Genomic DNA, 12,213 nt, shown 5'->3' on the forward strand with positions numbered 1-12,213 from the left:
CACGACCCCGACTCGGCCTGTGACGGCTGTGACCCCTGTGAACTACAGCGGTAGGCTCCTCCCGTGGCCACCCGCAGCACCACCCGCGCCAATCGGTACGCGAAGCGTCGTCGCAAGCGTGTCGCCGCCCGCGACAACGACCTCACCGACGCCCAGTGGCTCGCGCTGCAGGAGGCCTGGGGTGGGTGCGCGTACTGCGGTGCAGTGGGCGTCGCGCTCCAGCGCGACTGCATGCTGGCCATCTCCCGCGGCGGCCGGTACACCGTCGCCAACGTCGTGCCGTGCTGCGGTTCGTGCAATGCGAGCAAGTGCAACTCCGAGGTCACGACGTGGATGCGGCGTAAGAAGCTGGACGAGAAAGCGTTCCTGGTCCGGCAATTCGAGGTGAGCCGCGCGCTCGCCGCCGCCGTCGACCCGGCCGCCGGCCAGGACGAGTGATCAGCCGGCTCGCGCCGCGCGTCGTACTCGTCCGGGTGAGGACCCGTTGACCCGCTTGAACGCCCGGCTGAACGCCGCCTCGGAGGAGTAGCCGAGTGCGCCCGCCACCGACGCGACGGATACGTCCGGGTCACGGAGACGATCCGCCGCCACATACATCCGCCACCGAGTGACGTACTGCATCGCCGGCTCGCCGACGACGGCGGTGAACCGGGCCGCGAACGTCGACCGCGACATCGCGCACTCACGGGCCAGTCGTTCGACGCTCCACTCCCCCGCCGGATCGCGATGGACCGCGGCGACCGCACGCCCGAGTTGTGGATCGGCGAGAGCCCCGAGCCAGCCGGTGCGGGTGCCCTCCGCGTCCTGCAACCACGATCGGATGGCGTGGATGATGATGATGTCGGACAACCGGGTGATGACCGCCTCCCCGCCGGGCCGGAGTTCGCCGGCCTCGTCGATCACGATGCGCATGAGGTCCCGCAGCCACGAGTTGCTCGCACCCGCACGGGGATCATTGGCGCGGATGGCGAGGATCGGCGGCAGCATCGACGTCAGCGACCGTGCCGAGGGATGGTCGAAACGGACGACGGCACAGATCAGGACCGAGCGTTCGGGCCCGTCGCCGCCATGTCGCAGGATGGCATACCGATCGCTCAGGTAGTCGTGCGGCAGATCGGTGACGACCGGGGCGAATGTCGCCTCGCCGTCTCCGCGGATGACGTGCGACCGGCCGTGCGGCACGACGACGAGATCACCCGGTGCGAATCGCAGCGACTCACCGTCCGGCGCGGACAACCGCAGCGACCCCGACACGACGAGGTGCACGCACAGACAGTCCTCCCAGACCGGCATGGTCAGCGCCCAGGGCTCGGTGAGCTCCGACCGGCAGTAGAAGGCGCCGTTCAACCGGAAGAAGTGCAGGGCCTCCCCGAGCGGGTCGGGGCTGTGGAACGGGTCCGGGTAACTGTCGTCGGGTCTGCGCACCCGTCCATGATCGGTCGTCGTGATCCGATCGTCTGCCGTTCTCGGACGATAGGGCATGAATCGCGGACTATGTGCGCTGTTTCGTCCGGCAACCTCGCTTCACTCTGGACATACGACATCGAACGATTCTGGAGGTCCTCATGTACACAGTTCTCGGGGCGACGGGCACCGTCGGCGCACAGGTCACCACCCGCCTGCTCGATGCCGGACACCGAGTTCGGGCGGTCGGGCGTTCTTCTGAGCGGCTCGACGCCCTCGCTCGGCTCGGTGCCGACAGTGCGGTAGCCGACACCACCGACCAGTCCGGGCTCGCCGCGGCCCTGCACGGCTCGTTCGCAGTGTTCGTGATGCAACCCGTGGATCACACCGCCGCCGACCACCTCGCCTCGCAGCGGACGATGACCGACGCGATCGTCCGCGCCCTCCGCGAGTCGGGTGTGCCGCGTGTGGTCACGCTCAGCAGCGTCGGCGCCGAGATCAGCTCCGGCACTGGATTTCTGGTCGGTCTGCACATCCTGGAGCAGCGGCTGGCGGAGTTGTCCGGCGTCGAGGTGCTCGCTCTGCGTGCCGGCTGGTTCTACGACAACGCCCGCTCCTACCTCCCGCTGATGCAGAATGCGGGCATCGTCGCGGACTCGCTGGTTCCGCATGTCGCCGTTCCGATGGTCGCCACGCGGGACATCGCCGCGGCAGCGGTGGATGCGCTGGTCGGAACAGGCTGGGGCGGTAAACATCTGAGCCGGGAAATCCTGGGTCCGGTGAACGTCGACCAGGCCACCGTGACGGCCGCGTTGGGACGTGCCTTCGGCCTTCCGAAGCTGCGGTATGAGCGTTTGTCCGACGACGAGATGGTCGCGACGCTCGTCGACGAGGCCGGATTCAGTCCCGATGTCGCAGGCCATCATGTGGGCATGACACGGGCCATCAACGACGGCCGGGTCGTCGGCCGACGTCCGGGGACCACGGTGCTCACCGGGCCGACGACCATCGACGACTACGCCACAGGCCTGGCGGCAGCCGCGTTGGCGACGACTTCGAGTCCCACCGATCAGCTGTCCCGCTGATAGACATCCGGAATGCCGTCGTGGTCGTCGTCGCGCATCTCCTCTTCGGCGACCCAGCGGTAGTGCCGGTTGCGCAACCGCAAGATGACCGCCGCGGCCGAGGCGGCCGTCAGCGAACCGACCAGGACACCGATCTTGACGTACTCCGCGCGGTCGGATTCCGGGTCGTACGCCAGGTCGCCGATGAGCAGCGACACGGTGAAGCCGATCCCGGCGAGCATCGCGACACCGGTGACGTCGATCCATCGGATGCTCGCATCGAGGGTGGCGCGCGTGAACCTGGCCAGAAGTGCGGTGGTACCGACGATGCCCACCGTCTTGCCGACCACCAGACCGAAGATGATGCCCAGCGCAACGGGATTCGTGAGCGCCTCGCGGAGTCCGCTGAGACCGCCGATCGTGACGCCGGCGGCGAAGAAGGCGAACACCGGGATGGCGAAGCCGGCCGAGATGGGCCGGATTCGGTGTTCGAAATGCTCTGCCAGGCAATGCCGGGTATCCGTCTCATCGCTCTCGGTCCGACGGAGCACCGGGACCGTGAAGCCGAGAACGACGCCGGCGACGGTGGCGTGAACGCCGGACTCGTGGACGAATGCCCACGTGAGGGCCGCCAGCGGGAGCAGGAGCCACCACGCGGTGATCCGCCGCTGCACGAGAACGGCGAACGCTGCGAGTGGGATCAGGGCCAGGGCCAGCGCGGTGCCGTTGATGGAGTCGGTGTAGAACACCGCGATCACCGTGATGGCCAGCAGGTCGTCCACGACGGCCAGGGTGAGCAGGAAGGTGCGCAGCGCGACGGGCAGGTGCGTGGAGAGCACGGCCAGCACGGCGACCGCGAACGCGATGTCGGTGGCGGTGGGAATGGCCCAGCCCTGCACGGCTCCATCCCCCGCCCGCATGGTGATTGCGACGAAGATGAGTGCGGGAACAGCCATTCCACCGACCGCCGCGGCGATGGGCAGCGCGGCCCGCGCGGGGTCGCGGAGGTCGCCGGCGACGAACTCGCGTTTCAGCTCCAGACCGACGACGAAGAAGAAGATGGCGAGCAGACCATCCGCCGCCCAGGTGGCCAGGGAGAGATCGAGGTGCAGACCGAGCGCGTCGGACCCCACGTGGATGTCGCCGAGGCCGAAGTAGGCGGCCGACCATGGCGAGTTGGCCCATACAAGAGCTACGACCGCGGCGACGAGCAGCAGCATGCCGCCGATGGTTTCGCGCCGGAAGATGTCGGCGATGCGGGAAGCTTCGGGCCAGGAGCCGCGCGAGAAGAGCGTCGGGGTGGCCCGACGTGAGTCGGTGTCAGTCATGGTGCGTACGGAGTCCTTCGACGGGTGGGCTACGTACGCGTCGTGGCCGCCCCCTCGTGCGGGCTCACCGTCAACGCGCAGCCGACCAGACTTCCCGGCACACCGTTTGTCAGTCTAACAGCTGCGCGCCTATGCAGCCCTGTGCACGGCGGGCTCTAGGTGAGTTGTGTTGCGCTGCTTCCATTCCCACACCGCAAATAGCACCTCGGTGGTGTATCCCAGGTCCATCCGACCACCGCCGACCGGCACCGTCGCATCTACGCCGATCCGTTGATCGGGTCGCCACCCGCCCGGTTTCGACGTAGGTGGCGCCGCCTCGATCTCCGTCCCGTCTGGCCGATGAAAGCTGAACCGCTGCAACCCATGCGCGGTGATCGCGAACTCGCCCCGATGCAACGACCGATGACACGACCCACACAACAAGATCAGATTGTCCGGATCGGTCCGCCCACCCGCCGACCAGAACACCACATGATGGGCATGCAGATGACGCGTCCGACCACACCCCGGCACCTGACAACACCGATCCCGCACGAACAACGCCCGCACCAACGCCTTGTTCGGCGTCCGCCTCCGACGACCCACCCCCAACAACGCCAGCTTGCCGGGCTGGCCAGCAATTCTGCGGCTCACCACCTCCCGAGTCGACGCCCCACACCGTGCTTCGGCCACCTCAGCCTCCGACAACCCGGGACCATCATCGAGATGAGCCGACTCCACACCCTCACCGGCATGAATCAGGATCTCCGCACCCGGCGCAAGATCGGGCATCGCGATCCCGTCATGCACCATGTCGGCCATCGCCACCACCGCCGGCGCCACATTCGACGGCACCTGCCGCCACAGATCCCGCCGCCGAGACGGAACCACCTCCGAATCCTTTGATTCTGAACCGGATTCAGTGTTCCGCGGAACACTCTCGACCGACGGCAGATCCTGGTCATCACAGGTCCGGGTGCGTTCATATTCGGTCCGCACCGTCCCAGCAAGGAACCGCGCCCCATCCAACGGACTCAACCGCAGCGACACCGACAGCGACCCGTCATCGTTCCACTTCCACCGACCGGTCGACTCCACCGGCGGCCGGCTTTCGTCTTCGACGCCCCGGTTACGGTCGATCTGGCCCATCGCCCGCACCGGCCGATCCAACTGACTAGCCGTCGTCGACAACGCCAGATTCACCAACTCCGCCTCCCGCTCCGGCGTAGCCACCCGTGTCAGGGCGCGGACCTTCGAATACGACAACCGACCTTCGCCAAAGGCTCTGCGGATCGCCGGCAGTTCTCGGATCGCCTTGGCGACCCTCACCTGCTCATGCGCCGTTCGCGGTGCAATGCCGGCCTTCCACGACAACCAGTGCGCCAGTGAATGAATCCCAGGCCCCCGCCACGACTCCCGCCCATCGAGTTCTGCCACCAACTCAAGAAAGTCCGCTGTCAGCGCAGTGATCTGCGCGGCATACCCCAGCACACGGCCCTCGAGCACCTCATCCGACAGCGACTCAGGATCCGCACCATCGAACATCGACGACACATCTCCACCGCAACGAAAAGCACTGACCCCCACCGCAACCCCCAGAACCGAACGAGAAGTACAGGAGCAAGGTAACGCCAGGCACCGACAATTCCTCGAGCCTCAACCCGAGGTCACGAGTGTTCCGCGGAACACTCGTTCATCCCTCCATCAACCCCGCTGCCACCGTCGCACCCAACTCCCAGCACGCTTCGCGGTCGTCCTTGCCCGGGGCGCCCGAGACGATGACGTACTCGGCGGTCTTGGTCCAGCCGAGGCCGGAGGTGATCGAATCGACCGCTCGCACAGCTCCTTCGGTGCCCTGGTTGCCGTGCATGTACAGCCCGAACGGCCGACCCTGAGTCGAGTCGAGGATCTGGTAGTAGCTCACGTCGAACGCGTGTTTGAGTGCGCCGCTGATATATCCGAGGTTGGCGGGCGTGCCGAGGAGGTAACCGTCGGCGTCGAGGAAGTCGGAGGCGGTGACGGCGAGCGCCGCGCGTCGGATCACCTCGACGCCTTCGATCTCGGGGTCGGTAGCACCGGACACGACTGCCTCGAACATCTCCTGGCATGCCGGTGACGGGGTGTGGTGGACGATGAGCAGCCGGCTCATCGGACTACTGCTCCCGGCCGTGGTACTGGGCGACAGCCCGTTTCATCATCGAGCGGGCACGGGTGCGGTCGCCGGCGTAGTCGTAGGCACGGGCGATGCGGTAGGTGTTGCGCCAGTCGCTCGGGTCGGCCTCCCACTCGGCCTTCACCTGGGCGAAGAGTTCGTCGGCCGCGTCGCGCTCCATCCGGCCCGATGCGCGGTGCGGCAGGTTCGAGATGTCGAGTTCACGTCCCTCGTCGGCCATGATGGCGGCGAGTTTCTGGTGCTCGAGGCCCGCCCGCAGCGTCGCGTAGACCAGCCACGCCCCGATCAGCGGCAGCGCGACCACGCCCAGACCGAGACCGATCCCGGCGGCCGACCCAGAGGCGATCAGCTGGAAGCCACGCCATCCGAGCAGAACGAAGTACACGATGAGCGCCACGACGAGGAATGCGATCATCCAGACGATCGGACGGGAGTCCTTCTTCCGCGGACCGAGTCGGGGTGCGCCGCCCTCGGTGTCGTCGTCGTGGGCTGGTTCGTTCGGCGGGCCGGAGGAGGTCATCGTCAGAGGTCCATCAGTTCTTCGAGCCCGATCGTGAGCCCGGGACGGCCGGCGATGCTCCGCACGCCCAGGAGCACTCCGGGTGCGAACGACGCCCGGTCGAGGGAGTCGTGCCGGATGGTCAGCGTCTCGCCTTCGGTGCCGAGCAGCACCTCCTGATGTGCCACGAGTCCCGCGAGGCGCACCGAGTGGACACGTACGTCGTCGACGACCGCGCCGCGGGCGCCGTCGAGTTCCTCGGTCGTGGCATCGGGACTGCGTCCGACACCGGCCTCGGCCCGCGCGCGCCCGATCAGCTCTGCCGTCCGATAGGCGGTTCCCGACGGCGCGTCGGCCTTGTGCGGGTGATGCAACTCGATGACCTCGACCGAGTCGTAGTACTTGGCGGCCTGGGCGGCGAAACGCATGGACAGCACCGCGCCGATCGCGAAGTTGGGTGCGATGAGGACGCCGACGCCGGGGTTCTCCGACAACCAGCCGCGGACGGTGTCGAGGCGTTCCTCGGTGAATCCGGTGGTCCCGACGACGGCGTGAATTCCGTTGGCGATGAGGAACTTCAGGTTGTCCATGACCACATCGGGATGGGTGAAGTCGACGACGACCTGGGTCTCGGTGTCGGTGAAGAACTCGAGTGAGTCACCTTTGTCGACGCCCACGGTGTAGGTGAGGTCGTCGGCATTCTCGACCGCCGCGACGATCGCCTGCCCGACCTTGCCCTGGCTGCCCAGGACGCCCACCTTGATACCGCTCATGTCCACCTCTTCGTGTCGTGTCCTGCCGGCCGAGTCGCTGCCGGGCCAGTCTAGTGGCGTCTCGCCTCAGAAGATCGGGGCACCGCCGCGGCGGTGTTCGAACACCAGCGACGTGGTGGTTCCGGCGACCTCCGGCCGGCCGTTGAGTCGTTCGACGAACTGGCGCAGCGCCTCGGTGTCGGCGGCGGCGACATGCAGCAGGTAGTCGTCGGTGCCGGCGAGGAAGAACACGTCGATCACCTCGTCGTGGGTGGCGATCTCGCCGACGAAGCGCCGGATCTGACCGCGCGCGTCGGACTGCAGACTGACGGCGACCATGGCACGCAGCGGGCGCCCCAGCGCCGCCGGGTCGACGTCGGCGAAGAAGCCGCGGATGATGCCGAGGTCGACGAGCCGACGCAGGCGGCCGTGGCAGGTCGACGCGGCGATGCCGACGCGCTGCGCCAGTTCGCTGTTCGGCATCCGCGCATCGGACTGCAGCAGGCGGAGCAGCTCCCGGTCCGTCGCGTCGAGTTCACCGGCCCGAACATCCTTCGGTGTGGTGGCCATCGCGCCCTCCCTCCTCACACGATCGTCGACAGACCGAGCTTCGCGAGAATATTCTTCCGCATGATTGTGTCATGGCCGATGTTCCTTCACGCTGAAAACCAGTTCATCGAGGAACGTTCAGGAGACCACAACCCGACGGAGTCATCATGCGCATCGGCATCCCTACCGAGATCAAGAATCACGAATACCGCGTGGCCGTCACCCCCGCCGGCGTCGCCGAACTCCACCAGCGCGGCCACGACGTGATCGTCCAGGCCGGCGCGGGCGAGGGATCCGCCATTGCCGACAACGACTTCAAGGCCGCCGGTGCACAGATCCTGGGAACCGCCGCCGCGGTCTGGGAGCAGGCCGAACTACTGCTGAAGGTCAAGGAACCGATCGCCTCGGAGTTCGCGCTGATGCGCCGGGATCAGACGCTGTTCACCTACCTGCACCTGGCCGCCGGCAGGGCCTGCACCGACGCGTTGCTGGCGTCGGGCATCACCTCCATCGCCTACGAGATGGTCCGGACCGCCGACGGCGCGCTCCCGTTGCTGGCCCCGATGAGCGAGGTCGCCGGACGCCTCGCACCGCAGGTGGGTGCCTATCACCTGATGCGTTCGGCGGGCGGTCGGGGCGTACTCATGGGTGGCGTGCCGGGAACCGAGCCCGCCGACGTGGTCGTTCTCGGCGGTGGCGTCAGCGGCGTGAACGCGGCGCAGATCGCGCTCGGCATGGGCGCCCAGGTCACCGTCTTCGACATCGACATCGCCAAACTCCGATCGATCGACGCCCGCTTCGGCGGCCGCGTCCACACCCGGTACAGCACGGCCCTGGCGGTCGAGGAGGCGGTCCTCGGTGCCGACCTCGTCATCGGAGCCGTCCTCGTGCCGGGCGCCAAGGCACCGGTCCTCGTCTCGAACAGCACGGTCGCCCAGATGAAGCCGGGCGCGGTGCTCGTCGACGTCGCGATCGACCAGGGCGGCTGCTTCGAGGACTCTCGACCCACCACCCACGACGACCCGACCTTCGCCGTCCACGACACCGTCTTCTACTGCGTCGCGAACATGCCCGGCAACGTCGCGCGTACGTCGACACAGGCGCTCACCGGTGCGACCCTCCCCTACGTCCTCCGGCTGGCCGACTCGGGACCGGAGCAGGCGTGCGCAGCCGACCCGGCACTCGCCTCGGGACTGAGCACCCGGCAAGGTCAACTGTTCACCGCCGAGGTCGGCGCCGCACTCGACCTGGACGTGTCGCCGAACCCCTTCGCGCACAACTGATCAGAACGTCAGCGTGGTGGTTCCGCGGCGTCGGCCCCGCCAGCCGTAGCGGCGCTCGGTCATCGATCCGTGGCCGTCGTACCCGACGAGCAGCAGGGTCGATGCCCGGGTGCCGTACCCGGGGATGTTGATGAACATCGGCGACAGCGCCGCCTCGGCCTCGGGTCCGACGCCGGTGTCGGGCAGACGCGTCGGGTCCGGCCGATCCTGGTCGGCCAGCATGGCGAAGTAGGACTCGTCCGGAGACCCAGCCGACCCGCCGCCGTCTGCCTCGACCAGACCACTCAACGCCGCCGCGCCGTCGACGACCTTCGGCCAGTCGTTGTCCAGGGCCCCGTTCGAGAGACCGTGCACGCCGTCGGCCACCCGCTCGGCGCGCGGTTCCGGCCAGTTGGTCATCCACCACAGCTCGTCCCGATCGGCGACGAGCAGATTCACCGGATCGTACGCCGCCGCATCGTCGAGGACCCGGTGAGCGTACACCTTCGGGTCGTCGTCGCCGATCAGATAGTCCACGGGAAGCTGTCCGCGCGAACGGATTCCGGCCCGTCGAGCCGGCCCGACCCGGACGTTCGTGACCATGGCCACCCGGTCGGGGACCTCGGCCGAGACAGCCATCCACGTACCGCCGGCGACGGCATCGCGACCGCCGAGGATCGGCAGGTCGTCCCAGTGCGACAGCGCGAAGGTGCGGCGACGGTGCTGCTCGTCCCGATTGGCGGCCACGATCAACCGCTGAGTGGGGTGCGCGTTCCACGCAAAAAGGATCAGGCACATCGGGATTCAGGTCACCTGCTCGGGTCCGGGAAGAAGTCGGCTCATGGTCGACATGCGGCGCTGCACTCCGGCGATCTCGCGGACCGCTTGCCCGAGCAGGCTGCGGTCCAGCGGGGACAACTGCCTGACATCGAACCGATCGCCGGGCGGATCACCGTTGTCGAACTGTGCGACCTGATATCGCAGCCGAACGCGCTGCAGCACCTCGAAGACCTCGATGAGCGTCGACGCCTGATCGGTCGGCAACATCTCGCTGCCGGACGCCGCGCGCAGACGGCCGCGGGTGTCGACGTCGGTCGAACCCACACTGACCGCGGCCCACCGCGCGATGTTGACGAGCGGTGTCACCGCATGCCCCTTGATGTCGACGATGTTGCCCCGACCGGTCAACACATCCCGCCGGGACCGCAACCGGGCACGCGTCGAAAGGGTTTCGGCCAGCAGCAGATTCATCGTCCGCGGGTCGCGCCGCAACCCGGCGATCATCGCGACCGCAGGCGTCGCCGACACCGCGGCGCGCCCGCGGACAGGCCGGCCGTCGAGCATCAGCGATGTGAAGATCATGCCCTTGCCGGCGAGCGGATCATCGATCCACGCTCGCGCCGCCGTCTGCCACTGCGTGTGGGTCCGCGCGAACAGCGGCTTCGACGCGACGGCGCCGTTGTCGTCGACCCGCAGTCCCGCGTTCCGCAACACCTCGTCGACCTCACCGAAGGCTGCCCGATAGCGTTCGATCTCGCCGCCGGCCGAATCGTCGAAGGAGACAGCCGAATCCACGTCCGAGCTCAGCACCGGTTCCCGACGGGCGTTGCTGCCCAGCGACAACCAGGTGAACGCCGCGGGATCGAGTTCGGGATGTGCGGTCAGGACGACATCGAGCGCGCGACCGACGACCGCGTCGACGATCATGGACGCCGCGCGCGAGATCTCGTACGGCGGTCGGTCCCGGCGAACCTGGTCGGCCACGAACTGCGGCAGCCTGCGCGCATGCCCCTGCAGCTCCTCGACGTCGATCGAACGTCGGATCTGTTCGCGCAGCGGGATGCCCGCACCGACGGGGTCGGCGACGAAATCCCCCGCCCCGACGACACCGATCACCTCGCCGTCGGCGCCACGGACGGGGACGATCGCCAGATCGCGGTCGACGAGCTCGGTCAGCACGTCCATCGACGCCGCACCGGCATCGACGACGAACGCCGGTTCCGTGACGATCTCCCCGACCGAGGTGTCGACGCTGCGGCCGGCCGCGACCACCTCGGCCCGGATGTCGCCGTCGGTCAGCACGCCGAAGCTCCGGTCCGGCAGCGGGATCACCACGTAGTCCTGTCCGCGCTCGGTCATCAACGCGGCCGCCTGGCGGACGGTCATGTCGGCCCGGCCGATCACCGGTGCGGTGCGGAGCAGTTCGGCCACGGCGCTCGCCGCCGAGATCCCGCCGGCGTCCCGACGCCGCGCCACCGTCAGCTGCGGCTTCTCCTCACCGGCCATGTCTGCAGAGTCTAGGCGGGCCCGGGGTCTGCGAAGACCGTCGGCCGGTCGAATGATTCGGAGTCCGGCCGGCACACCGCGGGGCCCGGGTTCGGCTCGAAGGGAGCAGACACCCTCTCGGAGCAAAGGACCCCCGATGATCAAGCCTCACGTCGCCGCCGCGACCACCCTGCTGGCCGCTCTGGCCGTGGCAATGGGCACGACCGCCCCCGCAGCCGCCATCACGCCCGAGTACGCCGACACACTCACCGCCGGCCAGGGCATCCTGATCGGCGACGGCCTGTGTTCCATCGGGTTCTTCGGGACCAACGCCGACGGTGACCGTCTCGCCGTCACGGCCGGGCACTGCGCCGAGGGCGTCGGCGACGAGGTCACCACCACCGACGGCGAGACGATCGGTGAGGTCGTGGACTGGCAGGACGACGGCGGCACCCCCGACGGGTCGATCACGCTCGCCGATCCCCGCGGTTACACCGTCATCGCGATCGAGGACGACTGGGAGGTGGACCCCGTGTTCGCTACGGCGGCCGACCCCGAGGTCGGCGAACCGGTCGCCAAGACCGGCGAACGCACCGGGACGACCGTCGGCACCGTGACCGCCCTGCTGCATCAGGACGCCGCGCCCGAGCATCGTCTCGTCAACGCCGAACTCGTCGTCCTCGGCGGGGATTCGGGTTCACCGTGGTACCAGGAGACCCGTGGCGGACGGTATGTCCTCGTCGGGATCTCCTCGAGCGGCAACTTCGGCACGCAGAACCCCGACCAGGCGATCTCGACGGCCCAGACCATCGAAGGCCTCTACGAGCAGATCGCCGGATCCGGGTCGGCCTGGACCGACGGCTTCGAGATCAGCTTCGACACCGCCGACCGATCCTGACGCCGGCTTCCAGACGACACCGGGGCCCGCCGTCCGCAAT

13 protein-coding genes are annotated in these 12,213 nt (G+C 68.2%); 4 read left to right on the plus strand and 9 right to left on the minus strand.

What is annotated here, in order from left to right; all coding sequences use genetic code 11:
• Positions 1–63 precede the first annotated feature (63 nt).
• Positions 64–438 (plus strand): HNH endonuclease, encoded by a 375-nt coding sequence (locus ACFUEJ_RS07935; RefSeq protein ID WP_058250166.1) that lies wholly within the window; start codon positions 64–66, stop codon positions 436–438.
• On the opposite strand, the gene ACFUEJ_RS07940 is transcribed toward ACFUEJ_RS07935, so the two are convergent.
• Entirely contained in the window at positions 439–1,425 is a 987-nt protein-coding gene (locus ACFUEJ_RS07940) for an AraC family transcriptional regulator (protein WP_388028487.1), read from the minus strand. It lies immediately after the preceding gene.
• Positions 1,426–1,565: 140 nt separating this feature from the next.
• Between ACFUEJ_RS07940 and ACFUEJ_RS07945 the strand changes: the two genes are divergently transcribed.
• Complete coding sequence (locus ACFUEJ_RS07945; protein WP_388028489.1) at positions 1,566–2,489, plus strand: NAD(P)H-binding protein; 924 nt, start codon at positions 1,566–1,568, stop codon at positions 2,487–2,489.
• On the opposite strand, the gene nhaA is transcribed toward ACFUEJ_RS07945, so the two are convergent.
• The 6 genes from nhaA to ACFUEJ_RS07975 all read right to left on the minus strand — a co-directional run bounded on the left by nhaA (position 2,474) and on the right by ACFUEJ_RS07975 (position 7,769).
• Entirely contained in the window at positions 2,474–3,796 is a 1,323-nt protein-coding gene (gene nhaA, locus ACFUEJ_RS07950; RefSeq protein WP_388028492.1) for a Na+/H+ antiporter NhaA, read from the minus strand. The genes ACFUEJ_RS07945 and nhaA overlap by 16 nt on opposite strands.
• Before the next feature lie 129 nt (positions 3,797–3,925).
• Entirely contained in the window at positions 3,926–5,320 is a 1,395-nt protein-coding gene (locus tag ACFUEJ_RS07955; RefSeq protein ID WP_388028495.1) for an HNH endonuclease, read from the minus strand.
• A gap of 148 nt (positions 5,321–5,468) precedes the next feature.
• A complete protein-coding gene (locus ACFUEJ_RS07960; RefSeq protein WP_226513112.1) occupies positions 5,469–5,924 on the minus strand; it encodes a flavodoxin family protein in 456 nt (151 codons plus the stop codon).
• A gap of 4 nt (positions 5,925–5,928) precedes the next feature.
• On the minus strand, positions 5,929–6,468 hold the full coding sequence (locus tag ACFUEJ_RS07965) for a hypothetical protein (protein ID WP_388028498.1): 540 nt from the start codon (positions 6,466–6,468) through the stop codon (positions 5,929–5,931).
• 2 nt (positions 6,469–6,470) lie between these two features.
• Positions 6,471–7,220, minus strand: a complete 750-nt coding sequence (dapB, locus tag ACFUEJ_RS07970) for a 4-hydroxy-tetrahydrodipicolinate reductase (RefSeq protein ID WP_058250146.1) — start codon at positions 7,218–7,220, stop codon at positions 6,471–6,473.
• A 66-nt stretch (positions 7,221–7,286) separates the two neighbouring features.
• Complete coding sequence (locus ACFUEJ_RS07975; RefSeq protein WP_058250145.1) at positions 7,287–7,769, minus strand: Lrp/AsnC family transcriptional regulator; 483 nt, start codon at positions 7,767–7,769, stop codon at positions 7,287–7,289.
• Between the two features lie 146 nt (positions 7,770–7,915).
• On the opposite strand from ACFUEJ_RS07975, the gene ald reads away from it, so the two are divergent.
• Positions 7,916–9,031 carry an alanine dehydrogenase gene (gene ald / locus ACFUEJ_RS07980; RefSeq protein ID WP_388028502.1) on the plus strand — a complete coding sequence of 372 codons (1,116 nt, stop codon included), beginning with the start codon at positions 7,916–7,918 and terminating at the stop codon, positions 9,029–9,031.
• On the opposite strand, the gene ACFUEJ_RS07985 is transcribed toward ald, so the two are convergent.
• Positions 9,032–9,808: an NRDE family protein gene (locus tag ACFUEJ_RS07985; RefSeq protein ID WP_137810838.1), complete on the minus strand. Its 777-nt coding sequence runs from the start codon at positions 9,806–9,808 to the stop codon at positions 9,032–9,034.
• A 6-nt stretch (positions 9,809–9,814) separates the two neighbouring features.
• On the minus strand, positions 9,815–11,296 hold the full coding sequence (locus tag ACFUEJ_RS07990; protein ID WP_226513110.1) for a putative nucleotidyltransferase substrate binding domain-containing protein: 1,482 nt from the start codon (positions 11,294–11,296) through the stop codon (positions 9,815–9,817).
• Positions 11,297–11,432: 136 nt separating this feature from the next.
• Between ACFUEJ_RS07990 and ACFUEJ_RS07995 the strand changes: the two genes are divergently transcribed.
• Complete coding sequence (locus ACFUEJ_RS07995; RefSeq protein ID WP_058250141.1) at positions 11,433–12,173, plus strand: hypothetical protein; 741 nt, start codon at positions 11,433–11,435, stop codon at positions 12,171–12,173.
• The last annotated feature ends 40 nt before the right edge of the window (positions 12,174–12,213 follow it).

The sequence above is a fragment of the Gordonia sp. NPDC057258 genome, assembly GCF_042668985.1.
GTDB lineage: Bacteria > Actinomycetota > Actinomycetes > Mycobacteriales > Mycobacteriaceae > Gordonia > Gordonia hongkongensis.